This window comes from Ideonella sp. (assembly GCF_036277275.1).
GTDB lineage: Bacteria > Pseudomonadota > Gammaproteobacteria > Burkholderiales > Burkholderiaceae_C > Ideonella.
Genome location: NZ_DASUNH010000043.1, coordinates 21151 through 46027 on the forward strand (window position 1 = coordinate 21151; position 24877 = coordinate 46027).

24 protein-coding genes are annotated in these 24877 nt (G+C 67.9%); 16 read left to right on the top strand and 8 right to left on the bottom strand.

Going from position 1 to position 24877, the window contains the following annotated elements:
- Positions 1-164 precede the first annotated feature (164 nt).
- From VFY73_RS08785 to VFY73_RS08850, 14 genes are all read left to right on the top strand, one after another.
- A complete protein-coding gene (locus VFY73_RS08785) occupies positions 165-731 on the top strand; it encodes an outer membrane beta-barrel protein (protein WP_329717734.1) in 567 nt (188 codons plus the stop codon).
- 76 nt (positions 732-807) lie between these two features.
- Positions 808-1575 (top strand): spermidine synthase, encoded by a 768-nt coding sequence (locus VFY73_RS08790; protein WP_329717736.1) that lies wholly within the window; start codon positions 808-810, stop codon positions 1573-1575.
- A gap of 12 nt (positions 1576-1587) precedes the next feature.
- Positions 1588-3426 (top strand): GspE/PulE family protein, encoded by a 1839-nt coding sequence (locus VFY73_RS08795; protein WP_329717738.1) that lies wholly within the window; start codon positions 1588-1590, stop codon positions 3424-3426.
- 183 nt (positions 3427-3609) lie between these two features.
- Positions 3610-4074 carry a tripartite tricarboxylate transporter TctB family protein gene (locus tag VFY73_RS08800; RefSeq protein ID WP_329717740.1) on the top strand — a complete coding sequence of 155 codons (465 nt, stop codon included), beginning with the start codon at positions 3610-3612 and terminating at the stop codon, positions 4072-4074.
- Positions 4075-4093: 19 nt separating this feature from the next.
- Complete coding sequence (locus tag VFY73_RS08805) at positions 4094-5608, top strand: tripartite tricarboxylate transporter permease (RefSeq protein ID WP_329717742.1); 1515 nt, start codon at positions 4094-4096, stop codon at positions 5606-5608.
- A 285-nt stretch (positions 5609-5893) separates the two neighbouring features.
- A complete protein-coding gene (locus tag VFY73_RS08810; protein WP_414654438.1) occupies positions 5894-7525 on the top strand; it encodes an MFS transporter in 1632 nt (543 codons plus the stop codon).
- Between the two features lie 134 nt (positions 7526-7659).
- On the top strand, positions 7660-9288 hold the full coding sequence (locus tag VFY73_RS08815) for a gamma-glutamyltransferase family protein (protein WP_329717744.1): 1629 nt from the start codon (positions 7660-7662) through the stop codon (positions 9286-9288).
- Positions 9289-9469: 181 nt separating this feature from the next.
- Positions 9470-10336 carry a GNAT family N-acetyltransferase gene (locus tag VFY73_RS08820; RefSeq protein WP_329717746.1) on the top strand — a complete coding sequence of 289 codons (867 nt, stop codon included), beginning with the start codon at positions 9470-9472 and terminating at the stop codon, positions 10334-10336.
- Positions 10333-11265 (top strand): DMT family transporter, encoded by a 933-nt coding sequence (locus VFY73_RS08825; protein ID WP_329717748.1) that lies wholly within the window; start codon positions 10333-10335, stop codon positions 11263-11265. The genes VFY73_RS08820 and VFY73_RS08825 overlap by 4 nt, the downstream gene beginning before the upstream one ends.
- A 1-nt stretch (position 11266) precedes the next feature.
- Positions 11267-11692, top strand: a complete 426-nt coding sequence (locus tag VFY73_RS08830) for a hypothetical protein (RefSeq protein ID WP_329717750.1) — start codon at positions 11267-11269, stop codon at positions 11690-11692.
- Positions 11685-12323, top strand: a complete 639-nt coding sequence (locus VFY73_RS08835) for a LysE family transporter (protein WP_329717752.1) — start codon at positions 11685-11687, stop codon at positions 12321-12323. Before VFY73_RS08830 ends, VFY73_RS08835 begins: the two co-directional genes overlap by 8 nt.
- 11 nt (positions 12324-12334) lie before the next feature.
- Positions 12335-12766: a VOC family protein gene (locus tag VFY73_RS08840; protein WP_329717754.1), complete on the top strand. Its 432-nt coding sequence runs from the start codon at positions 12335-12337 to the stop codon at positions 12764-12766.
- Positions 12766-13554, top strand: a complete 789-nt coding sequence (locus VFY73_RS08845; protein WP_329717756.1) for an SDR family oxidoreductase — start codon at positions 12766-12768, stop codon at positions 13552-13554. The genes VFY73_RS08840 and VFY73_RS08845 overlap by 1 nt, the downstream gene beginning before the upstream one ends.
- Positions 13555-13765: 211 nt before the next feature.
- Positions 13766-16804: a diguanylate cyclase domain-containing protein gene (locus tag VFY73_RS08850; RefSeq protein WP_329717758.1), complete on the top strand. Its 3039-nt coding sequence runs from the start codon at positions 13766-13768 to the stop codon at positions 16802-16804.
- Positions 16805-16815: 11 nt separating this feature from the next.
- Here the strand turns inward: VFY73_RS08850 and VFY73_RS08855 are convergent, their stop codons facing one another.
- Complete coding sequence (locus VFY73_RS08855; RefSeq protein ID WP_329717760.1) at positions 16816-17412, bottom strand: DUF6940 family protein; 597 nt, start codon at positions 17410-17412, stop codon at positions 16816-16818.
- Between the two features lie 163 nt (positions 17413-17575).
- Between VFY73_RS08855 and VFY73_RS08860 the strand changes: the two genes are divergently transcribed.
- Positions 17576-18394 carry an alpha/beta fold hydrolase gene (locus VFY73_RS08860; protein ID WP_329717762.1) on the top strand — a complete coding sequence of 273 codons (819 nt, stop codon included), beginning with the start codon at positions 17576-17578 and terminating at the stop codon, positions 18392-18394.
- A gap of 48 nt (positions 18395-18442) precedes the next feature.
- Here VFY73_RS08860 and VFY73_RS08865 read toward each other — a convergent pair whose 3' ends face one another.
- The 7 genes from VFY73_RS08865 to VFY73_RS08895 all read right to left on the bottom strand — a co-directional run bounded on the left by VFY73_RS08865 (position 18443) and on the right by VFY73_RS08895 (position 24092).
- The gene (locus VFY73_RS08865) at positions 18443-18781 is read right to left on the bottom strand and encodes an NIPSNAP family protein (protein ID WP_329717764.1); all 339 of its coding nucleotides are present in this window, start codon (positions 18779-18781) and stop codon (positions 18443-18445) included.
- Between the two features lie 102 nt (positions 18782-18883).
- Positions 18884-19513: a DUF924 family protein gene (locus tag VFY73_RS08870; protein ID WP_329717766.1), complete on the bottom strand. Its 630-nt coding sequence runs from the start codon at positions 19511-19513 to the stop codon at positions 18884-18886.
- Complete coding sequence (locus VFY73_RS08875) at positions 19510-19986, bottom strand: thioredoxin family protein (RefSeq protein WP_329717768.1); 477 nt, start codon at positions 19984-19986, stop codon at positions 19510-19512. Before VFY73_RS08875 ends, VFY73_RS08870 begins: the two co-directional genes overlap by 4 nt.
- 51 nt (positions 19987-20037) lie before the next feature.
- Positions 20038-20961: a DMT family transporter gene (locus VFY73_RS08880; protein ID WP_329717770.1), complete on the bottom strand. Its 924-nt coding sequence runs from the start codon at positions 20959-20961 to the stop codon at positions 20038-20040.
- Between the two features lie 288 nt (positions 20962-21249).
- Positions 21250-22656, bottom strand: coding sequence for a sulfatase family protein (locus tag VFY73_RS08885; RefSeq protein ID WP_329717772.1), 1407 nt, complete (start codon positions 22654-22656; stop codon positions 21250-21252).
- Positions 22657-22674: 18 nt separating this feature from the next.
- Positions 22675-23316, bottom strand: a complete 642-nt coding sequence (locus tag VFY73_RS08890; RefSeq protein ID WP_329717774.1) for an FkbM family methyltransferase — start codon at positions 23314-23316, stop codon at positions 22675-22677.
- Between the two features lie 56 nt (positions 23317-23372).
- Positions 23373-24092, bottom strand: coding sequence for an FkbM family methyltransferase (locus VFY73_RS08895; RefSeq protein ID WP_329717776.1), 720 nt, complete (start codon positions 24090-24092; stop codon positions 23373-23375).
- 92 nt (positions 24093-24184) lie between these two features.
- Here VFY73_RS08895 and VFY73_RS08900 point away from each other — a divergent pair, with 92 nt between their 5' ends.
- On the top strand, positions 24185-24817 hold the full coding sequence (locus VFY73_RS08900; protein WP_329717778.1) for a sulfotransferase family 2 domain-containing protein: 633 nt from the start codon (positions 24185-24187) through the stop codon (positions 24815-24817).
- The last annotated feature ends 60 nt before the right edge of the window (positions 24818-24877 follow it).

The following is a 24877-nucleotide window of genomic DNA, read 5'->3' on the forward strand; positions in this document are numbered from 1 at the left end:
ACTGTTTGAAACGACTGTTTCGACCTTTCCGAGAACGCCGTCGCCACCAAGCGACGGCGTTACGTCCTGAGGCTGTTTTGGTGAGCCGCCTCTACGGCGGCGTCCGGACAATCCGCCCGCAATCGCGGATGCGGTTGTTCAACAATGACTCAGGAATGGTTGTGATGAGAAAGATTGCTTTTGCGTTGGCCGCCGCGATGGGCTGCCTGTTGTCCACCGCCGGCCACGCCGCGGGTTATGTCGGCGGCAACATTGGCGCGGGCCACATCGAAGTCGACTGCGACGGCACGGACTCGTGCAAGAACTCGACGACGTCGTACAAGCTGGTCGGTGGCTACGAGCTGACCAGCAACCTGTACGGTGAACTCGGCTATATCGACTTTGGCAAGGCCAAGGCCACGACGACGGTGCTCGGCCAGAGCGTCAGGACGACCGCGCGCGCCAGCGGTTTGATGCTCGGCCTGGCCTACCAGGTTCCGTTCGGCGAGAACTGGTTCGGCAACGTGCGCCTGGGCGCCATCAACATGGAAACCAAGCTGCGCGCCTCGGCACCGGGCCTCAGCGCCTCGGATTCGGAGACGAACGTCAAGGCCTACGTCGGCCTCGGCTTCGGCTACTCGTTCAACCCGAACCTGAAGTTCGTCGGCGACGCCGACTTCAGCCGCGCCGAGTACGACGACGACGAAGCCAGCGTCCGTTCGCTGTCGCTGGGCGTGCGCTACGACTTCTGATCTTCGCCGCTGAAGCACGGCCAGCCAGGCGCCACCCGGGTTTCCCGGGTGGCGTTTTCTTTTACAGTCCCGCCCGATGCCTGCCCGAACCCAAGACCTCGCCGGCGCCACGATGTCCGAACACGACGGCGTGCGCTACCTTCACCTCGACTCCCCCTGGGTGCAGGGCGCGATGCGCCTGTCGCAACCCCAATCGCTGGAGCTCGAATACATCCAGCGCATGATGGCGTGGATGCTGTGGCGACCCGAAGGCGAGGTGAGCAAGGGCCACGCGGTGCAATTGGGCCTGGGCGCCGGCTCGATCACGCGTTTTTGCCACAAGGTGTTGCGGATGAAGACCACGGTGGTCGAGATCAACCCCACAGTGATCGGCGCCAACCGGCTGTGGTTTCGCTTGCCGGCCGACGATGCGCGGTTGACGGTGGTCGAAGACGACGCGGCCCGCTGGGTGGCCGACGCCGCACACATCGGCGTCGCGCAGGTGCTGAATGTGGATCTGTACGACCACGAGGCCGCCGCGCCGGTGCTCGACGACGAAGATTTCTACGCCGACTGTCGCAATGTGTTGGACGCCGACGGCGGCGTGATGACCGTCAACCTGTTCGGCCGTGACACCAGCTTCGACCGCAGCGCCAACCGCATCGCTGCCGTGTTCGGCCGCGACCAGGTCTGGAGCCTGCGGCCCACGCGCGAGGGCAACACCGTGATCGTGGCCGCACGCGATGTAAAGGTGCCCGACCGCGAGACCTTGACCGCGCGGGCCGCTAACATCGAAGAGCGCTATGGCCTGCCGGCGCGCAAGTGGCTGCGGATGGTCCGGCCCTTGCCCGTTGAACCGATTTGAACCGAGCCTCTCATGACCGCATCGACCCAATCGCCCACCGGCACCACGCCCCGCCCCGCGGTGCCGCCGAAGGGTCGGTTGGACATGCGGCAGCTGCTGAAGTGGCTGCGTGACGACGGCGTGCTGGCGCCACAGGAGGCCGATGTGCTGGCCAAGCGCTTTGGCCAGGCCGGCTCCAGCCTGCACCCGCTGCTGCGGTTGGGGGGCGCGGGGCTGAAGGATGTGCGCGACGGCAGTGCACTCGACACCGAGATCCTGACGCGCTGGCTGGCCGCCCGCTTCGGCCTGCCATTCCAGCGCATCGACCCCTTGCGTGTCGATGCCAGCAAGGTGGCCGACGTGATGTCGCTGGCCTACGCCGAGACGCGGCGCGCGCTGCCGCTGAACGTCGGCGCGCAAGAGATCACCATCGCCACGTGTGAACCGTTCGACGTGGCCTGGCTGCCGGACATCGAGGCCCACACCCGCCGCCCGATCAAGCTGGTGCTCGCGACACCCGACGACGTGTCGCGCTTCACGACCGAGTTCTACGCACTGGCCGCCAACGTGCGCGTGGCCAAGAAGACCGGCGACCTGGCGGCCTCGGCGGTCAGCTTCGAACAATTGGTCGACCTGGGCAAGATCAAGGACCATGCGCTCGACGCCAACGACCAGGGCGTGGTGCAGATCGTCGACTGGCTGTGGCAATACGCCTTCGAGCAGCGCGCGAGTGACATCCATCTCGAACCCCGCCGCGACACCGGCGTGATCCGCTTCCGCATCGACGGCGTGCTGCATCTCGTGCACCAGGTGCCGGCGCCAGTGATGGCCGCCATGACCGCCCGCATCAAATTGCTGGGACGCATGGACGTGGTCGAACGCCGCCGCCCGCAGGACGGCCGCATCAAGACGCGCCGGCCGGACAACGTGCCCGGTGGTGGCGCCGAAGTCGAAATGCGCTTGTCAACCCTGCCCACGGCTTTCGGCGAGAAGGTCGTGATGCGGATCTTCGACCCTGGCACCGTCGACAAGCCCTTCGATGCGCTCGGCTTCTCGGCCGACGAGGCGCGGCGCTGGAAGGAGTTGATCGAGCATCCGCACGGCATCATCCTCGTCACCGGCCCGACCGGCTCGGGCAAGACGACCACGCTGTACTCGACGCTGAAGAAGCTGGCGACCGAAGAGGTCAACGTTTGCACGGTCGAAGACCCGATCGAAATGGTCGAGCCGGCCTTCAACCAGACGCAGGTGCAACCGGCGCTCGACCTTGGTTTTGCCGACGGCCTGCGTGCGCTGATGCGGCAGGATCCGGACATCATCATGGTCGGCGAAATCCGTGACCTGGAGACCGCCGAGATGGCGATCCAGGCTTCGTTGACCGGCCACCTGGTGTTTTCGACGGTGCATACCAACGACGCGCCAGCCTCCATTACTCGCCTGATCGACCTGGGCGTGCCGCCTTACCTGATCACCGCGACGGTGATCGGTGTGCTGGCGCAGCGGCTGACGCGCACGTTGTGCCCCAGCTGCAAGCAGCCCGACGCGGCGGTCTCGGTCGAGGCGCTGCAAACGCTCGCGGCGCCGTGGCGCCTGGCTGGCACCATCCGCCCGCACAAGGCGGTGGGCTGCCCGGCCTGCCGCGGCACCGGCTACCGCGGCCGCGCCGCGCTGTACGAGCTGATGATGATGACCGAGCCGGCGCGCGCGGCCATCCACCCGCACCTGGACACCGCGCGCCTGCGCCGCCACGCCGTCAGCGAAGGCATGCAGCCTTTGCGCGTGGCGGGCTTGGCCAAGGTGGCGCAGGGGCTGACCTCGCTGGAAGAAGTGCTGCGCTGCACCCCGCGTTGGGAGAGCGAGACCGCATCCTGAGGCGCGTCCGCCGGCCGGCTCGACACGGTGCCACCGGGGCCACGCGAGGTGGTCTGTGCCTGCGTACGCGCGCCAGGCGCTGCGCTCACTCCTTACGTGTAATCCACAGCGGCGCTGGCAGGGGTGCTCCCTAGAATCCGCCGAACCCCTGTACCCACCTCAGTTTTCCCGAGGAGACAGCCCGTGAAAGTGAAAAGCCAAAGGGACTTCTGGTCCGGGCTGATGTTCGTTGTCGTTGGCGGTGCTTTCGCCATCGGCGCGCTGAACTACAACTTCGGCAGTTCAGCGCGACCTGGGCCCGCGTACTTCCCATTCGGCCTCGGGGTGCTGCTGGCCTTGCTGGGCGGAATGATCCTGTTCGAGGCGCTGACCATCGAGACCGAAGACGGTGAGCCGATTGGCGCCTTTGCCTGGAAGCCGCTGGCCGTGATCCTCGTGTCGGTCGTGGTCTTCGGCTTCGCGCTGCCGCGGCTGGGCATGGTCGTCTCGCTGCCGCTGCTGGTGCTGATGTCGGCCTACGCGAGCGAAGAGCACACCTGGCTCGGGTCGATCATCAACGCAGTGGTCTTGACCATCATGTCCTGGGCCATCTTCGTGCTCGGGTTGAAGCTCACCATCCCGATGTGGCCGAGCTTCATCGGCGGCTGAGAACGAGGACACACCGAACATGGACCTGATTCACAACCTCGGGCTCGGTTTCCAGACCGCGTTCACGCTGACCAACATCCTTTACGCCTTCGGCGGCGCCTTGCTTGGCACGCTGATCGGTGTGCTGCCGGGCCTGGGGCCCGTCGCGACGATTGCGATGCTGCTGCCGTCGATCTACGCGCTCGATGCCACGCCTGCGCTGATCATGCTCGCCGGCATCTACTACGGCGCGCAGTACGGCGGCTCGACGACCGCGATCCTGATCAACGTGCCGGGCGAATCGAGCTCGGTCGTGACCGCGATCGACGGCTACCAGATGGCGCGCAAGGGTCGTGCCGGTGCCGCGCTGGCCGCCGCGGGCCTGGGCTCGTTCTTCGCCGGCTGCGTCGGCACGGTCATCATTGCGGCCTTCGCACCGCCATTGACCGAACTGGCCTTCCAGTTCGGCCCGGCCGAGTACTTTTCGCTGATGACACTCGGCCTGATCGGCGCGGTGGTGCTGGGCTCCGGCTCGCTGGTCAAGGCGATTGCGATGATCTTGCTGGGCTTGCTGCTGGGCCAGATCAACACCGACGTGATCTCCGGCGTACCTCGCTACAGCTTCGACATCGCGGAGCTGACCGACGGCATTGCGTTCGTCACGATCGCGATGGGCGTGTTCGGCTTCGGCGAGATCATCGCCAACCTGGGCCGCCCGGCTGAGCACCGCGAGGTGTTTACTAAGCACGTCACCGGCCTGTGGCCGACGCGGCAGGATTTCAAGGATGCCTTCCCTGCCGTGTTGCGCGGCACGACGCTCGGCTCAATGCTGGGTGTGCTGCCCGGCGGCGGCGCGCTGCTGGCCTCGTTCGCCGCCTACACGGTCGAGAAAAAGATGAAGGGCCGTCCGGGCGAGGTGGCCTTCGGCAAGGGCAACATCCGCGGCGTCGCGGGCCCCGAAGCGGCCAACAACGCTGGCGCGCAGACCAGCTTCATCCCGATGCTGACGCTGGGCATACCCCCGAATGCAGTGATGGCGCTGATGGTCGGTGCGATGACGATCAAGGGCATCCAGCCCGGTCCGCAGGTGATGACCAGCAACCCTGAACTGTTCTGGGGTTTGATCGCGTCGATGTGGATCGGCAACCTGATTCTGGTGGTCCTGAACCTGCCGCTGATCGGCATCTGGATCAAGCTGCTGACCGTGCCCTACCGCCACCTGTTCCCGGCGATCCTGGTGTTCTGCTGTATCGGCCTGTATACGCTGAACAACAACAACTTCGACGTATACGTGGCGGCCGGCTTCGGCCTCGTCGGTTACCTGTTCTACAAGCTCGGCTGCGAGCCAGCGCCGCTGCTGCTGGGCTTCATCCTCGGCCCGATGATGGAAGAGAACCTGCGCCGCGCATTGCTGCTGTCGCGTGGCGACTGGTCGGCCTTCGTGACCCGGCCGTTGTCGGCGGGCCTGTTGCTGGCAGCGCTCGCGATGATCGTGGTGGTGATGCTGCCGTCAATCAAGAGCAAGCGCGAAGAAGCGTTCCAAGACGCCGATTGATGGAGCCCCCACGCGCGCACCCCTTCCGGGGTGCGCCTTGCAGGCCGCGACGGGCCAGAGGCCCGGCCCCTCGGCAGGGGTCATGTCTGGCCTCGGCCCCCTCGGGGCATCGAAGGGGCTCGCGCGGTGGACCGGCCAAGTCGGATCCGCGCACGCCACTTGAAGGGGGGGGGCGGCGCTGCGTGTGCGCCCGCGGGGCCGGTCGGATCTGCGCGACCCCGTTGGTTGAGGGCCCGCTTGCGCGGGCCTTTCTCGTTCCATCGTCTTTGACGCGACACTAGCCTTGTGACGACTGAGCCTGCCGCCCCACCTGCAGACGACAAGGCCGACCCCGCCCACTCGACCTCGGCATTGGCGCCGTTCTCGACGCCGCTGTTCCGCATGCTGTGGCTGGCCTGGCTGGCGGCCAACATCACGATGTGGATGAACGACGTGGCGGCCGCCTGGCTGATGACCACGTTGACGACCAGCCCGGTGCTGGTGGCGCTGGTGCAGACGGCGTCGACGCTGCCGGTCTTCCTGCTGGGCCTGCCCAGCGGGGCGTTGGCCGATATCCTGGACCGGCGGCGCTACTTCGCCGCCACCCAGCTGTGGGTGGCGCTGAACGCGGTGGTGCTCGCGGCGTTGTCACTGGCCGACGCGTTGACGGCGCCGCTGCTGATCGCCTTGACCTTCACCAACGGCATCGGCCTGGCGATGCGCTGGCCGGTCTTCGCAGCGATCGTGCCCGAGATCGTGCCACGCCACCACATGCCACAGGCGCTGGCGCTCAACGGCGTCGCGATGAACCTGTCGCGCATCGTCGGGCCGGTGGTGGCCGGTGCCATCCTCGCGGCCACCTCGAGTGCCTGGGTCTTCGTGCTCAACGCACTGCTGGCTTTCGGTGCCTTCATCCTGATCCTGCGCTGGAAGTCGCAGCACAAGGAAAGCGCGCTGCCCGGCGAACGTTTCGTCGGCGCGATGCGCGTCGGGTGGCAGCACGTGATGCAGTCGCCGCGCATGAAGGCGGTGCTGCTGCGCATCTTCTTGTTCTTCCTGCAGTCGACTGCGCTGATGGCGCTGCTACCGTTGATCGCCAAGGGCCTGCACGGGGGCGGGCCTGGCAGCTTCACGGTGATGCTGGCCTGCCTGGGGGCCGGGGCCATCACGGCAGCGCTGCTGTTCCCCAGGTGGCGCGCGCGCTTCGACCGCGACCAGTTCGTCCGCTACGGCACGCTGGTGCACGCGGCGATGTCGTTGGTCGTGATCTTCTCGCCCGAGATCTGGCTGGCGCTGCCGGCGATGGTGATCGCCGGCATGGCCTGGATCTCGACCGCCAACTCGTTGACCATCTCGGCCCAGCTGGCGTTGCCGAACTGGGTGCGGGCGCGCGGCATGTCGATCTACCAGATGGCGTTGATGGGCGGCTCGGCGGCCGGTTCGCTGCTGTGGGGCCAGGTGGCCGGCTTCAGCAGCGTGCGCACCGCGGTGATTGCGGCCGCGGTGTTCGGGCCGCTCGCGCTGCTGGCCACGCGCCGCGTATCGGTCGAGGGCGGCGGCGACGAAGACCTGACGCCGGCCCAGCCAGCCAGCGTGCCCGAGGTGGCGATCAACGTGGCGCCGGACGACGGGCCGGTGATGGTCTCGGTCGAGTACCAGATCGACCCGGCGCGCGCCGAAGATTTCGCGCGCGTGATGCAGATGACCCGCCGTGCCCGCCTGCGCCAGGGTGCTTTGACCTGGGCGCTGCTGCGCGACACCTCGGTGCCGGGCCGATACATCGAATACTTCGTGGACGAGAACTGGATCGAGCACCAGCGCCGGCTGGAGCGCTTCACCGCTTCGGACATCGGCCTGCGCGAGCAGCGCCTGGCCTTTCACCTCGGCGATGCGCCACCCAAGGTCAAGCGTTACGTCGCCGAGCGCCTGGTGGGCTGATCGCCCGGCAAGCCGACGCGATTGCCCCTGCGGCAAGCCGGCCATCGCCGAATGGAAAGGGTGCCACGGGCGTCTGGTGGCAGACTCTGTCGCTTGCCTTTCACTGGCGACGCTGCACCATAAGGCCTGCTGCCATGAGACACGACTTCCACTGGTCGACCGGTTACGCCTCCACCCGCGCGCCGGTCTTCGCGCGCAACATCGTGGCCACTTCGCACCCGCTGGCCGCCCAGGCTGGCTTGCGCATGCTGGCCGCCGGCGGCAATGCCGTCGACGCCGCGGTGGCCACGGCGGCGGTGATGACGCTGGTCGAGCCGTGCAGCAATGGCCTCGGCTCCGACGCGTTCGCGATCGTCTGGGACGGCCAGCGCCTGCAGGGCCTGAACGCCTCCGGCCATGCGCCTGCCGCGTGGACACCCGAATACTTCCGCCAAAAAGGCACCGCCGACCAGAAGGCCCCGCCGGCGCGCGGTTGGGGCGCGGTGACGGTGCCCGGCGCCGTCTCGGCTTGGGCGGCCTTGTCCGAGCGCTTCGGCCAACTGCCGTTTGCCGACCTGCTGGCGCCGGCGATCGAGATCGCCGAGCGCGGCTATGCGGTGCCGGTCATCGTGCAGCAGAAATGGCTGCTGGCATCGCGTGTGCACGAGCTGGTCAGCCAACCCGGTTTCGCCGAAACCTTCCTGCCACGGGGCCGTGCGCCCGAGGTGGGCGAGCTGTTTCGCTTGCCGGCCGCGGCCAAGGCCTTGCGCCTGATCGCCGAAACGAAGGCCGAAGCTTTCTACCGTGGCGAGATCGCCGCCGCCATCGCGCGCCAGGCCCAGGAGCAGGGCGGTGCGATGAGCGAAGCCGATCTGGCCGCCTACCGCCCCGAATGGGTCGACACGATCGAGATCGATTACCGACACGGCTACCGGCTGCACGAGATCCCGCCGAACGGCCAGGGCATCGCTGCGCTGATGGCGCTCGGCATCTTGCGCCACTTCGACATCGGCGGCCTCGACCCCGATGGCGTCGAGAGCCAGCACCTGCAGATCGAGGCGATGAAGCTCGCCTTTGCCGACACTTACCGCTACGTCAGCGATCCCGCGAGCATGGGGCTGCGGCCAGCTGACCTGCTCGACGACACCTACCTGGCCGAGCGTGCGCGCCTGGTCGACCCGAAGCGGGCGCAGGATTTCCAGGCCGGCAACCCCGTCAAGGGCGGCACGATCTACCTCACTGCGGCCGACGAGCGCGGCATGATGGTCAGCTTCATCCAGAGCAACTACATGGGCTTCGGCTCCGGCGTCGTCGTGCCCGAGTACGGCGTCAGCCTGCAGAACCGCGGCCATGGCTTCACGCTCGACGAGCGGCACCCTAACGTCGTCGGTCCTCGCAAGCGTCCGTTCCACACCATCATCCCGGCTTTCCTGATGCGCGACGGTGAGCCGCAGATGAGCTTTGGCGTGATGGGCGGCAACATGCAGCCGCAAGGCCATCTGCAGACGCTGGTGCGCATGCTCGACTACCACCAGAGCCCGCAGGCCGCGTGCGACGCGCCGCGCTGGCGTTTCAACCGGGGCCGGGCGCTGAACGCCGAGCGGTCAATGCGGCCGGACACGCTGGCCGGGCTGCAGGCGCTGGGCCACCAGTTCGAAGGCTTGGACGACAGCTACATGGACTTTGGTGCCGGCCAGTTCATCTGGCGCCAGGGCGATCCGGCGGTCGAAGGGTATGTGGCGGCGAGTGATCCGAGGCGGGATGGTGCGGCGGTGGGGTTCTGAGGAGTGGTCGTTGCTGTTCGTCGGCGAGGGCTGTGCGGGCCGATGAGGGGTACCCGCCGGGCCTCATTGAGAAATCGGCCCAACGGGCACCCCTCACCGGCCAGGCGACGTGGGTGCTGTGCGAAGGCGAGCGTGAGTCGAGTGGATGTGGACAGCATCGCTGTTGAAGGGACGAGGCGCGATGCGCGTTGAGGATTTGAGCCCCGGCTGGCGCACTGACTTTCTGCGCCATCGTGTGGATGCCGAAGTGCGTGAGCTGCCGGATTGCCTGGCGGTGCGCAGCCCTGGGCAAGAAAACTTCTACTGGGGCAACTGCCTGATGCTGCCGGCGCTGCCGAACGATGCCGATCTGGATCACTGGCTGCGTCGGTTCGATGAAGAAGTGGCGGCGGGCCGGCCTGGGGTTCGGCATGTGGCCATCGGCATCAATTGCGAGCCGCCGCCGGAAGACGCGCTGCCGAGCTGGGTGGCGGCTGGTTTCGATCGCATTGAAGTGCACACGATGATGCTGCGGCCCGGTCAGCTGCGCGTCCCACGCGAAGCGCAGGCCGGGCCGCTGCAGCTGCGGCGCATGACGCTGCCCGATGGCATCGCGGCCCACGTCGAGTTGCAGTTGTCGGACACGTTCGGCTTCGAGCCGGTCGGCTACCGGGTGTTTCGCCTGCGTCAGATGGAGCGCTTCGCCAAGCTGCAAGCTGGTGGTCTGGCTGACTGGTTCGGGTTGTGGTGCGACGGCACCCTGGTCGCCGACTGTGGCCTTCTCTACGACGGAAAGCTGGGCCGCTTCCAGAACGTGATGACGCATCCGGACTGGCGCCGCCGAGGGCTGTGCAGCACGCTCGTGCACGGGGTGTGCCGTTTCGGATACGAGGAGCGCGGCCTCGGCGAGCTGCTGATGTGCGCCGACCCCGATGACGTGGCGATCGGACTCTACGAGTCGCTGGGCTTCGTGAGCTTCGGCCGCGAATGGGGCCTGCAGCGCTATCCGCAGGAGGACGCCGATGCGCGGCGTTCGGTGCGCCTGGGCAAGGACGCTGCTGCTGCATGACCGTCGCCAGTGCCGCCGTGGCGGTCCCTTCCACGACTCCGCGCCGCTGGCCAGGGCTGGCGTTGGCCCTGGCCGGCTCGATCGCGTTCTCCGGCAAGGCGGTGATCGTCAAGCTCGCGTACCGACACGGTGTCGACCCGGTCACGCTGATCATGTACCGCATGCTGTTTGCGCTGCCGCTGTTCGGCTTGCTGGCCTGGTGGGCCGGGCGCGGCAAGCCGGGGCTGACGCGGCGCGAGATGCTGGCACTGGTCGGCCTGGGTTTCTCGGGCTACTACCTCGCGAGCCTGCTGGACTTCATGGGCCTCGCGCTGGTCAGCGCCAGCCTGGAGCGGCTGGTCCTCTACCTCAACCCGACGATCGTGCTGGGCCTGTCGGCGCTGTTCCTCGGCAAGAAGGTCAGTGCGCGGCAGATGCTGGCGCTGGCGGTCAGCTACGCCGGCGTCGCGCTGGTGTTCGGGCAGGAGCTGAAGCTCGAAGGCGATGGCGTTGCAGCCGGCACGGCGCTGGTGTTCGGCAGCGCGGTGAGCTACGCGGTCTACCTGGTGCTCAGCGGCGAATGGGTGCAGCGCCTGGGGGCGATGCGCTTGGCCGGCTGGGCAGGCTGCGTGGCCTGCGTGTTCTGCATTGCCCACTTCCTGGTCGTCAACCCGCTCGCGTCGGCGCAGGTGACCGAGCCGGTGCTGTGGTTGTCGGTGCTGAACGCGACGGCTTGCACGGTTGCGCCGGTGTGGATGGTGATGATGGCGATCGAGCGCATCGGCCCGGGCCTGGCTTCACAGGCCGGCATGATCGGCCCGATGAGCACCATCGCGATGGGCGTGGTGTTCCTCGACGAGCCGTTCACGCCGCCGCTCGTGGCCGGCACCGCGCTGGTCCTGGCTGGTGTGTGGCTGCTGGCGCGGGCCCCTGCGCCCACGAGGAGTTGAGATGTTGATTTCCGGCGCTTGCCATTGCGGCAATCTTGCGTTTCAGCTGAACTGGTCGCCCGAGCCGGCCGAGATCCCGGCGCGGGCCTGTGGCTGCACCTTCTGCGTCAAGCACGGTGGTGTCTGGACGTCGTGCCAGACCGGCTCCTTGAAGGTTGCGGTGAAGGAGCCGGCGCAGGTCTCGACCTACGCCTTCGGCACGAAGACCGCGGACTTTCACGTCTGCACGCGTTGCGGTGTCGTGCCGGTCGTCAGCTGCCGGCTCGACGGCAGGCTCTATGCGGTCGTCAACGTCAATACCTTCGAAGGCGTGCCCAGCGAGCTGCTCAGACGCTCGCCGGCCAGCTTCGACGGCGAGGACGAAGCGACGCGGCTGGCGCGACGTCGGCGACACTGGATCCCCGATGTCGAATTCGTGAATGCCTGAACACGCCATGCTGTCGACCTTCGTCACCATCTGGCTGCTGCACGTGGCCGCGCTGATCACGCCGGGCGCCAATGTGCTGCTGGTGTCGCAACTGGCGGCCAGTGGTCAGCGGCAGGCTGCGATGCGGGCCGCTCTTGGGGTAGCCACTGGCGCGGCGGTCTGGGCTGGTGCGGCGGTGGCGGGGGTCCAGGCGCTGTTCGCCGCTTTTCCCACCGTGCGGCTGATGCTGCAAGTCGCCGGCGCGCTGTACCTGCTGTACATCGCAACCCGGCTGTGGCGTGCCCAGGCCATGCCAGGCGGGCAGGCCGCCGCCGGTCTGCCCGCCTGGCGCGCCTACCGCCTGGGCCTGCTGACCAACCTGTCCAACCCGAAATCGGCGCTGTTTTTTGGCAGCGTGTTCTCGGCCGCGCTGCCGCCCGAGCCGGGTGCGCCCGTGCTGGTGGCCTCGGTGACCTTGATCGTGTGCAATGCGCTGGCCTGGCATGTGGCGCTGGCCTATGTGTTCTCGCGCCGCCGCGTGCAGGCCGGCTACGCCGCGCAGCGGGGCATCGTTGGCCGTCTGGCCGGCGCAGCGCTCGGTGCGCTCGGCGTGAGCCTGTTGTTCGCCTCGCTGCGCGAGGCGCGGCGTTGAGGGCCGCGCCGATGACCGCGCGTCAATCGATCGGCCTGGTATCGCTGGTCGTGCGCGACTACGACGAGGCCCTGGACTTCTACGTCGGCGTGCTCGGGTTCGAGCTGGTCGAAGATTCGTTCGTGCCCGAGCAGAACAAACGCTGGGTCGTCGTCGCGCCGCCAGGTGCGCGCGAGACCCGGCTGCTGCTGGCCAAAGCGAGCAACGATGAACAGGCTTCGCGCATCGGCAACCAGACCGGCGGCCGGGTGTTCCTGTTCCTGTGCACCGATGACTTGCGGCGCGATCATGCGGCCTACTCGGCCAAGGGCGTGGTCTTCGTGCGGCCGCCGGTCGAGCAGCCCTACGGCACCGTCGCGGTGTTCGAGGACATGTACGGCAACCAGTGGGATCTGTTGCAGCCGAAGGCGGCGGCCCCTGAGACCAACAACGAGGAGCGGTGATGGACCTGGGGCTGAAGGGCAAGTGGGCGCTGGTCTGCGCAGCGAGCAAGGGGCTGGGCAAGGGTTGCGCGAAGGCCCTGGTGGCCGAGGGCGTCAACGTGGTGATCACCGCGCGAGGAGTCGACGCGCTGCATGAGACCGCGGCCGAGTTGCGCAAGCTGAACCCGAACGTCGTCGTGCGGCCCGTGGCCGGCGACATCACCACCGAAGAGGGCCGGGCCGCCGCACTGGCGGCGGCGCCGCAGGTGGACATCCTGGTCAACAACGCGGGGGGCCCACCGCCGGGTGATTTTCGCGAGTGGGACCGCGAGCAATGGATCGCCGCGCTCGACGCCAACATGCTGACGCCGATCGCGCTGATCAAGTCGACTGTCGACGCGATGGCGCAGCGCGGTTTCGGTCGCGTCGTCAACATCACCTCGGCCGCCGTGAAGGCACCGATCGACACGCTGGGCCTGTCCAATGGCGCGCGCAGCGGCCTGACCGGCTTCGTCGCCGGCCTCGCTCGCCAGCCACGCCTGGCCGGCCGCAACGTGACGATCAACAACCTGCTGCCCGGCCCGTTCGACACCGACCGGCTGCGCAAGACCGTGCAGGCCGCCGCCGAGCGCCAGGGCCGTCCGGTTGAATCGGTGTGGGACCAGCGGCGGCTGGGGGTGCCGGCACAGCGCTATGGCACCGCCGACGAATTCGGGGCCGCGTGCGCGTTCCTCTGCAGCGTACACGCCGGCTTCATCACCGGGCAGAACTGGCTGCTTGATGGTGGGCTCTATCCCGGCACTTACTGATCCTCCCGGCCCATGAGCGGGCCGGGCATTCACCAGCAAAAATCGGCCACGCGCGGTCCCCGGAGTCGGGTACGGCAATTGCCGGTCTGACGGGGTCCCCAGGGAGTCGGCCGCGGTCCGCCGCCGGCCGCGACGACTCACACCCACCGGCCCCCCAAAAATGCGGCAACCAGCAAGATCGCCCGGCGGTCGAATCTGCTGTCTTCTGCTGGTGGCCTGGCTGGTGGCCGCTGCCGCACGGGCGGAAACCGCGTGGTCAGAACGGGCCGACCCGGTCTTCCGGCAGGTCGTGGCGGGCACGCTCTCCTTCGTGACGCTGGGGCAGGATTCCGGTGGCTTCATCTGGCTCGGCACGCAAAGCGGGCTGCTTCGGTGGGATGGCTACAAGCTGCGCAGTTATCTGAGCGATGTCAGCGTCGCGGGCGCCTTGCCTGACAGCTTCATCCTGTCGCTGCACACCGATCAGGCGGGCCGCTTCTGGGTCGGCACCAGTGCCGGCGGCCTGGTCCGCTACGACGCTGCGCAGGACCGCTTCGTCTCGCCGCTGGCCACGCAGGCGGCGTTGTCGCGCCACAGCGTCTTCGCGATGGCGGACGATGGCCCGCACGGCCTGTGGGTGGCCACCGGCGGTGGCCTGGACCATCTGGACACGCGGACCGGGGCAGTGCAGCCGCACGCGAAATTCGCAGGGCCGCAAGGGTTGCCCGACCGACCGGCGCATGCCGTCGCCGTCGATGCTGCCGGGGCGCTCTGGGTGGGCACCGACCGGGGTTTGTTCCGGCGTGCGTCGGAGACGAGCCGTTTCGAGCCGGTGGTCCTGGCGACGGCCGAGACTGCGCCGCCGGATGTGCGCAAGCTGCTGCTGGACAGCGACGGCCGCTTGTGGGTGGGCACCCGATCGTCCGGCATCTTCGTCGTCGAGAAAGGCGCCGCCGAGGCCGTGGTGCTGCGCGAACGCATCAAGGAGCCGTTGGACCATGACGCCGATGTCGTGTTCTCGATGGTGCAGGCGACACCCACCGAAGTGTGGATCGGCACCGAAGGCAGTGGGATTTTGCGGGTGGACACCGTCCGGTGGACGGTGCGGCGCGACAAGCACATCGAGGGCGTCAGCGCTAGTCTGCGGGACAACGACATCCATGCCTTGCTGCGCGATCGCCGCGGGATGGTGTGGGTGGGCTCGGACAGCGCCTTCAGCGTGCACGATCCTCGCCAAGACATCGTGATGAACTGGATGCACAGCGGCCGGGGTGGCATCAGCCACATGAACGTGCCGTCCGTACTGGCACTGCCGGACGGGCGGGTGTGGCTGGGCACTGGCGACGGTGGCGTGGACATCGTCCACGCCGCGCGAGGCAAGGTCGGGCGGCTGTCGCCTGACGCGCGGTCGCCCCGCACAGCCTTGCCGCCGGGGCGGGTGCTGTCGATGTCGCTGGCACCGTCGGGCGACATCTACCTGGGCACCCAGCACGGCCTCTATCGCGCGGACTCGACGGGCGCCGCGGTGCGCCGCCTCGAGGTGCCAGGCCGTTCGGCGGTGCAGGCGGTTTGGGCGATGGCGTGGCAGGGAGACCGCTTGTGGATCGGTGGTTCGGATGGGCTCTGGGTGACGCAGCCGCAGCCCACCACGACGACCCTCACCCCCCTGCTTCGCGAGGAGGGGCATCGGCTGCCCGACCACCGCATCAGCGCCCTGCTTCCCGGGCCCGATTCGACGATGTGGGTCGGCACGCGCTCAGGCCTGGTGCGATTGCAGCCGCGCGACATGTCGGTGTCGCGCCTGCCGCCGGAACGGATCGGCCGCATCGGCGTTCCTGCCGGCTTCATTTCTTCGCTGGTCTATGACCACCAGGGCCGTTTGTGGATCGGGGCCTTCGGCGCTGGGGTGCGGGTGGTGACCTGGGCGTCCGACAGTGCCGAGCCCGATATCCGTCGGGTCACGGCGACCGAAGGACTGCCGCACAACAGCGTCAACATGGTGCTGATCGATCAGGCGGGCGTCGGCTGGGTCAGCACGGACAAGGGCCTCGCCCGCATCGATTCGACAACGCTGCAAGCCCAGGCCATCGGCGTGGAGCAGGGCCTGGGAATCCCGATGTACTGGACCAACGCCGGCGCGTTGACGGCCGATGGTGAAGTGCTCTTCGGCGGCATGGGCGGCTTGGCGATCGTTGCGCCGTCGCGTGCGATGAACGAGTCGTCGTACGTGGCGCCGGTCGTGGTCACCGAGTTGCGTGTCGGCGACCAGCCGCCGGTCATGAGCTACCCCGCGGATCGCGCACCGGTCGCGCCGCTGGCCATCGACCCGGCGCGGCGCAGCATCCTGGTGGAGTTCGCCGCGCTCGACTTCGCAGCACCGGAGCGCAATCGATACGAGCATCGACTGCGCGGCATCGATGACGAATGGCGAACGGTCGATGCCAGCCGCCGCGTCGCCATGTACACGAACCTGCCGGTGGGGCAGCACACGCTGGAGCTTCGCGCGGCCGGGCCGACGGGCCCTTGGTCGCCGATCCTTCGGATTCCGCTGGCCGTCGAGCCTGCCTGGCACGAGACCGCCTGGTTCAGGGGGGCGCTGGCCGTGATCGCCTGCGTCGCGCTGGTCGGGCTGGTCCATACCCGCACGATGTACCTGCGGCGGCGGCAACTGGTCTTGCAGGCACTGGTCGACGAGCGCACGCAGCAACTGCTCGAGAGTCAGCGTCAGCTCGAGAAGATCGCCTATTTCGACGGCCTGACTGGCTTGGCCAACCGCCGCCTCTTCAACGACGAATCGCGCCGGCTGCTGGCGCAGTCGCAGCGCACGGGAAGGGGTTTCGCATTGCTGCTCATCGACCTCGACCATTTCAAGCAGGTCAACGACACGCAGGGCCACGATGCCGGCGATGCCTTGCTGGTGGCCGTGGCGCTGCGCTTGCAGGCCGCCGTTCGAGAGACCGATCGGGTGGCTCGGCTGGGTGGTGACGAGTTCGCCGTTCTGTTGCACGACCTGGACGACGATGCCAACGTGGCCACCGTCTGCGAGCGGATCTTTGCCGCCTTCGCCGAGCCCGTCGAACACAACATGATTCGCCTGATGCCCCAAGGCAGCATTGGTGCGGCGCAGTGCCCGCGCCACGGTCAAACGCTGGACGTCCTGTACAAGGCGGCCGACATGGCCCTCTATGCGGCCAAGCGTGCGGGGCGCAATCGTTGGCAGATGTGCCCGGGAACCAGGATCGACGTGCCGGAACAGACGGCGTCGCTGTGATCCGGGTCTCGTCAAGCCTCGGTGGCGTAGGGGCGGTGGGCGTAGTACTTCGGAGTGCCTTCGAGGCGAACATGCAGCCAGGCCACGCCGCCGCCGGCGGTGCTGATCCACATCGGCGAGCCGGACAGTTGCTGCTGCGCCGTGACCGCGACGCACTGCCACAGCGCGTGCAACTGCAGCTCGGGCGCGGTGCGAACGAACGCGGCCAGGTGCGGGTAGGCGCACGCCGCATCGAGCTGCCGCGGCACCACCAGCGTCGCCGTGCGGCCGAGGTTCGGCAGCGGCAGCACCAGCGCGGCCGGGCCGGCGTTGGCAAAGTGTTCTGCAAACACCTGCGGTTCGGCTGGTGCCTGCAGGTACGGGTCGTGGACCAGCACGAACTCGAACGGACGATCGACGGTGGCCCGCGTGATCGGCGGCGTTTCCCAGCGGAACGATTCGAAGTCGGCCTGCGCCAGCAAGTTGCTCAGGTACTGCCTGAACGAGACATCGCCGGCCAGCAGGTCGAGCGCTTGTCGATAACTCAGCGGTTGCGTATCGCGGCTCAATGCATAGCGCGTGACCCGGCCTGCGGCGAGCGATTCACGTCGGTGGGAAAGCGTATCCATGGTCGATGGCCTGTCGGTACGGTGTCCGCATTCTGCGGGCGGCCGCGCTCAACCGGGTGCTGGTGCTGACACCGTGCAAAGCGGTGGCCAGGCGCCATCTCGTCGGGTCGGGCAGTAGCATCGACGTCTGCCGTGCGCCCGTGCATCGAGGAGGAAACCCACCATGAACCTGAGGCCATGGGCCCTGTGCGCCCTCGTCGCCTTCGCCACGCTTGGGGGAGGCGGCGTTCCGAATGCCACCGCGACGCAGCGCACCGAAACCGGCTTCTTGGACCGGTCGTTGGCGCTGGAAGGCGCCGAATACCCGTACCAGGTGTACGTGCCGCGCAGCTTCAGCCGCGCGACGAAGTGGCCGGTCATCCTGACGCTGCACGGCGGCGGGGAGTACGGCAGCGACGGGATCCGACCGACCGTGCATGGCGTGGCCGCCGCCATCCGCCAGCATCCCGAGCGCGTGCCGGCGATCGTCGTCTTTCCGCAGGCGCCCGCCGACGGCAAACCCGGCTGGCAACTCGACGCTGGCCGCGCGGCGCTGCGCGCGGTCGACGCCGCGATCGCCGAGTTCTCGGGCGATCCGGCGCGGGTCTACCTCACCGGTTACTCGGCCGGCGGCAATGGCGCCTGGTACCTCGCGTCACGGCACCCCGAACGCTTTGCCGCCGTCGCCGTGGCCTGCGGTTTCGTGACCGAGTTCAAGGGCCGGCAAAGCGGGGTCCGCTACCCCTCGCTGGCCCCGAAAGACGCGGCCGATCCGTACGCCGCCGTGGCGCGGCCGCTCGCCTCGCTGCCGATCTGGATCTTCCACGGTGACGCCGACAACGTCGTGGCGGTGGAGCAGTCGCGCCGCATGTTCGCCGCGCTGAAGGCGGCGGGCGCCAGCGTCCAGTACACCGAACTGCCCGGCGTCTCCCACGATGCGTGGACCCAGGCCTATGACCGGGCCGACCTGTTCGAGTGGATGTTGAAGCAGCGTCGCCACTGACGCCGCGGTGTCAATCTTTGCCAGCGATCCGCATGGCGTGTGCGCAGGTCAAGCGGCGTTCTGCCGCCGCATGTCTTCCACCGCCTCACTCGACAGCCACAGCACGGTGTTCAGGTAGCTCTCGATGCGCGACACGATCGATTCGCGGGGGCCTTGGCGCCACGCATCGGCGCCGTAGAACGCGGCCTGCTGCGCTTCGAGGTCGGCCAGGTCGGCGTAGGCGCGGACCAGGTAATAGGTGTCGGGCTCATGGGCCGAGGGGCCGTGGGCGACGACGTCCATCGCCTCGCGCAGCATCGGCATCACGGTGTGGAGCACCGCGTCGTGGAAGGCCACCGCTTCGCCGGCCTTGAGCTTGTAGGAGCGGATTTCGATCAGTCGCTTCATGGCGTCTTTTCGGCTGGGTTTTCGAAGGCGCCATGTTGCACCGCCATGGCTGACAAGCCACGTCAGCATTTGACGGCAGCCCCGGCTGCCGACTCCCGGCTGTCAGAACGACGAACCCGGCGTCTGCAGGAAGGCCGCCTCTTCGGGCGTGCTGGTGCGGCCGAGGATGGCGTTGCGATGGGGGAAGCGGCCGAACCGGCGGATGATCTCGCGGTGCTTCTCGGCGTAATCGACGAAGCCGTTGAAGGTCTCGCGCTCGGTCGGGCCGGCCTCGTCGCGCAGGCCCTGCATCAGCGCGACGCAACGGTCCTGGTGATCGAGCGACTCCGAATGCTCCAGCGGCATGTAGGCGAACAGCCGCTGGATCGGCAGCAGCGCTGCGAAAGCGTTCGCTTGCAGGCCCTCCAGGCACCAGGCCCGGGCCAGCGGGTCGAGTGCGAAGGCTTCGGGCGTGCCGCGTGCCGTGTTGCGGGTGAACTGGTCGCACAACAGGATCAGCGCCAGGCGGCCTTCGGGCGTAGCGTCCCAGCCTTCGAGCGCGCCGGCGCCGGCTTGGGCGATCAGCGAGCCGAAGCGCACGCGCATCTCGGCGTCGACCGCCGGCTGCTTGGACCACCACAGCCGCGCACAATCCGGGCTGGTCGCTGCGCGTTCGGGCCGCTCGCCAAACCAGAAGGCCAGCACGCTGGCCGCGGTTTCGGTGCTCGGGTGGGCGTGAGGCGCGGTGCTCATTTGCCGGCCTTCGCCGCGGTGGCCACCACGTCGCGGAAGAACTCGTAGACGCCGGCGTCGCTCATCTTGCGCGCATTGGCCAACTCGCCACCGCGGGTGGTATAGAGCAGCTCTTGCTTGGGCGACACGACGGCTGCGGCCGGGATGCCCTTCTTGATCGCGTTGCCGTAGCGTTCGGCGATGTCCAGGTGGCGGTTGAAGTTGCCGACGTCAACCTTGACGACCACGAATTCCTTGGCGATCAGATCGGCGTTGGCCTGGCTCTTCAGCGCCGTGTCCAGCGCACGGCAGTCGCCGCACCAGTTGGCTCCGAAGATCACCAGCACGGGCCGTTGCGATTTGGCGGCCGTCTCGAACGCGCGCTGTACATCCTTGTGCGCATCGGCGCTCTCGTCGTAGGGGCCGGTGGCGGCAGTGGCCAGCGTGGTGGCCAGGGCCATGGCGAGCAACAGCAGGCGGCGTTTGATCAGCATCGGCTTCTCGCAAAAGTTGAAAGGGTGACAGGGGCTCAAGGTTAGGACAGATCAGCCCCTTCGGCGCGCCGACAGCCAGATCCCCCCGACGATCAGCGCGAACGCCGCCCCGTGATACCAGTGCGGCGCCTCGCCCAAAAGCGCCGCCGACAGGATGGCCGCGAAGACGGGCGTCAGGTTGCCGAAGAAGGCGGCCATGGCCGGCCCGACGGTCGACACACCCAGGCCCCAGCAGCGATAGGCCACCAGCGACGGGCCTATCGCCACATACAGCAGCAGCGCAGGCACCCAGGGCGACCAGTGCCAGCGCGCATCGTCGGCCACCAGTGCCTCCAGGCCGGCCGCGCCGCCGCTCCACACCAGGCCGAAGCTGATCTGCACCAGCAGGAAGCCGGCCCAGTCCCAATCGGGCCGCGCATCGCCTTGCATGTGCGCGGGTGGGCGCGCCAGCAGCCAGCTGTACAGCGCCCAGCTGACGATGGCCAGCAGCATCAGCAGGTCGCCGGGCACCAGCTGCAGCTCGGCCAGGCGGGCTGGCTGGCCGCGTGCGATGACCAGCGCCACGCCCGCCAGCGACAGCACCGCGCCCCCCAGCTCGCGTGGCGTCGGGTGGACACGGTGCAGCAGCAGGCCGAAGCCGAGCATCCAGGCCGGCATGCTGGCGGCGATCAGCGTCACGTTCAGTGGGCTCGAACTGTGCAGTGCCATGTACTGCAGCGCGTTGTAGCTGCCCATCCCGAGCAGGCCGAGCAGGGCAAAGTACTTCCAGCGCTGCGCGATCACCGCGCGCTGGCTCAGCGCCAGTCGCCCCAGCGGCCACAGCAGCACAAAGGCCAGCAGCCAGCGGCTGAAGTTCAGCGCGATGGGCGGCACGGCGCCCACCGCCATCCGGCCAACCACCGCATTGCCGGCCCACAGCAGCGGCGGCAGCGTCAACAACAGGGCCAATCGGGGGGTGAGGGCGTGGGGTTTCATTCGGCGCGGGCAGCCGCAGGGCGGTTTGCATGGCGCGCCGCTGCCGGTGCGCTGCCGCCACTGTGATCGCACGTCCGACTATAGGCTTGACGCCCAACTGCTGGACTCACCATTTCGGTGTCGGCATTGCGCGGCAACCATGCCTCATGGTCGCCACGGTTCCTGCTTGTGCTCAACGCTCAAGCACGAGGCCCGTGCCGCACTCACTCGCGCCGGCGTTGTCCGCCCGGACGGCGCCCCGGCCGGTTCGAGCGCGTGCCGATGCTCTGAAGTGCCATCGCGGCGTGCTCAGCGGCTGACGACCTCCGCGCCCCAGGGATCCAAGTGCTCGGGCGCCTGGCCCATGCACAACATGCGTGACATCAGCCGCCGTGTCAGATCAGCCTGCACGGTCGCATGATCCGGATCGCCTGCGAGGTTGATCGTCTCGTATGGATCGTTCTCGAGGTCGTACAGCTCGGTGCAGTCGAAGGCAGAGATGCAGAGCTTGTGGCTGTGCGTTCGCAGCATTGCGCCCGGGCCGTAGGCGGTAGGCGGGTGCGCGCCGCGCAGCCGCAGGCCCGGGACGGGCTCGGTCGGCGGAATGCGGTACAGGCCCCCATCGGCAAACACGTCGACACGGGGCGAGTATCCGGGGCGCAACAGGCTCCATGCCCGGCTGCCGGCGGGTTGCGGGACACCGACGAGGTCGAGCACCGTGGCCATTATGTCCATCGCCTCCACCAGGTCGTTGCAGGGTCCGCGCGCGACGCGGCCGGTGGGGTCCCACAGCACGAGCGGCACGCGCATCAGGCAGTCGTAGAAGGCGGCTTGCTTGTGCGTGACCCCGTAGTCGTTGAGGTACTCGCCGTGGTCCGACCAGAACAAGACGATGGTGCTGTCGAGCAACTCCAGCGCGGTGAGCGCGTCCAGCACGCGGCCGAGCTGATCGTCGACGTAGCGAATCTGGCCGCTGTAGATGGCCATCAGTTTGAGCATCTCATGCTCGGAGGCTTCATGGTGCCGGCTGTGCTCGCGCCACAGCGTCAAGCGCCGCGGCTCGCGTGTATCCGGTTCCTGGCGAAAGTTCGGCGGCAGACTGAACTGCTCGGCCGAGAACAGGCTCGCATAGCGCTCGGGGCAGCAGAAGTACGGGTGGGGATCCTGGAAATTGAGGGTAAGGAAGAAGCGGTTCCCTGCACGCGCCTGTCGATGGATGAACTCGATACCGGCGGTCGTGAGACGCTCGGTGATGTCCCACTTGCTGCCTGATGCCAGCACGCCGGAAGCATAGCTCGCGTGGTTGTCCGGGTGGTCCGACAGGTTGCCGAGGCAAATGTTCTCGCCTTCGTCATAGAAGGTGCCGATCGCCCGCGGGCCTTTGGGGCGCTCGCGCAGTACGTGGTCCTTGCCGTGCAGCGCGCGTACGTAGCCGGCTGCACCGAGGTTCGACAGCGCATTCGGAGGTGCCGCATCGAGGGCCGGTCCGAAGTCGCGCACGCCGTGCTGCATCGGGTAGGTGCCGGTGATGAACGACGTGCGACTGGGAGCGCACATCGGATTGGCCACGAAGGCCTTGCCGAACGCCGTGCCCATGGCCGCAAGCCGTGACAGATGCCGGGTTCCGATGAATGGGTGGCCAGCGTGCGTGCAGTAGTCCCACCGCATCTGGTCGGGATTGACGATCACGATGTTGAGCGGGCGGGTGCTGGTCATCAGCGCGGCTTCGCGTGGTCAGGGTTCCGGGGGGGCGCTATCGAGATGCTCGCTGCGGAACCCCGGGCTGACGAAGATGGCATCGCCGTAGCGCAGCTGGCCGTTGACCGCATGCGGGCCGCAGAAGATGTCGAACAGTCCATAACCGAAGCGGCGCAGCAGGCTCCAGATCTCGTCGAGCAGCGGCGTGCCCTCGTAGTGGGACACGGCGAAGAACTCGGTGACGATCACTTCGACGCGGCCGGCGGCGAGCAGCCCGCTGGCGCCGAGGAGGATGTCGCGCTCGCCGCCCTGGGTGTCCAGCTTCAGCAGATCGATGCGCTCGATGCCCTCGCGCGCGCAAAAGGCGTCGAGCGTGTCGAGGCGAACCTCCGTCGTGTCGACCATGACGAAGTCCGCACGATGGTAGCGGCGGCCGGTCACGTTGCGCGGAAAGCGTGACGAGGTCGCAGTGGACGCGCCCCTGTGAAACGTGGTGCGCCCTTCGCTGTCGCCGAGTGCGGCATCGATCACGTTGAGCCGCGACTCGCCGGCGAACTGCTCGCGCAGATAGGCCTGCAGTTCAGCCTGCGGCTCGAACGCATAGACCCGGACACCCGGCAGAGCGTCGAGGAAGAGGCGGCTCATGCGGCCGCGGTGCGCGCCGACATCGAAGACCACGCGCGGCTGCACGCGCCGCACCAGGTCGCAGGCGATGTCCCAGATGGGCTCGGTCTTCACGCGTGCCGCGCCAGCACGATGCCGTCGGGCTGCATGGGCGGGGCTGGATCGTCGAGCACGATGCGAAAGCCGCAGTCCAGGAGCAGCGACCGCACCCCGTCGTGAAGCGCGCGTCCATGTGTGCCGACCAGCGCATGCGCGACGCGTCCGGCCGCGAGGGCCTCGCGTGCCGCCGTGAGCACCTCGAGTTCGGCGCCCTGGATATCCATCTTCATCAGGTGCACCCGCGGCAACTCCGCCAGCAGGCTCGCCAACGGCCGCATGCGCACCCGGAGCAATGGCAATTGCTGGCGCCGGGGGAGCGCGATCGCCTCGGCAAACGCGCTGCCGTAGCCCGCGTCGACGAAGTCGGCGTAGCCATCTTCCTTGCCGACCGCAACCTGCGCGAGTTCGAGCGCGTCGGGCGCGAGACCGTTGAGCTCGACGTTCGAGCGCAACGCGGCCAGGTGGCGCGGCAGCGCATCCACCGCGATCACGCGTGCCGCCGGCCAGCGCGACTTGATCAGGATCGAGTAGTAGCCGACGGCCGCGCCGATATCGAGGAATACAGGCTCGGGTGGCATGTCGGTGGCAAAGGCACTCAGCATGCACTCCTCCTCGACGGGCTCGTGCAGGTTGGGGTTGCCCTCCATCGTGTAGCGCTGCAACTGGACGTCCATCAGGTCGGTACGGTGCAGCCGCAAACCGTTGCCGAACTCGTACACCGTGGTGCTCATCCCCGATTCCTCACTCGATACCCGCCCGAAGACCCGACACGAGTGTGCCATACTGACTTTGACTCTCGAGTACACAGGGCTCAAGCGCAGCGATGCTTTCGATCGAACGCCAGTTCCTCTTCCTGCACATCCCGAAGACAGGTGGCAACTCGATCCAAGACTTGCTGCGTCCGCTGTCCGATGACCGGCTCGTCTGCCTCGCGCCGCACCAGGACGGCATCGAGCGCTTCGAGTTGCGTTCGAACCGCTACCGGACGCAGAAGCATTCGACGCTCGCCGAGTACCACCGCGAGTACGGTGCCGAGTTGTTCGACAGCCTGTTCAGGTTCACTTGCACGCGCAATCCTTGGGACCGCGTCGTGTCTTTCTATTTTTCGCCCCATCGCGGGCGGGTGCAGTGGACCCGCGAGGATTTCCTACGCTTCATACCCACCGTGCCGGCGACCAGGGAGTACCTCGCGTTGCCGGGCGATGCGGCACCCACGTTGGCTGTCGCGGCGCGCAACGTGCACCGGATCCTGCGCTTCGAACACCTGCAGGATGATTTCAACGCCGTCTGCAGCACGATCGGCATCGCCTCACAGGAGCTGCCGCGGCGCAACCGTTCTGAGCGCGAAGGCTACCGCAAGTACTACGACGACGAGACCCGGGCGCTGGTGACCCAGCGTTTCCGGGACGAGATCGAGTTCTTCGGCTACACATTCGAGCACCCCGACGTTCCATAGCCTGCTGCGAATGGCCGGCACGACGGCGTTACCGCGTCAGCCGCACGGCGCGACCCACAG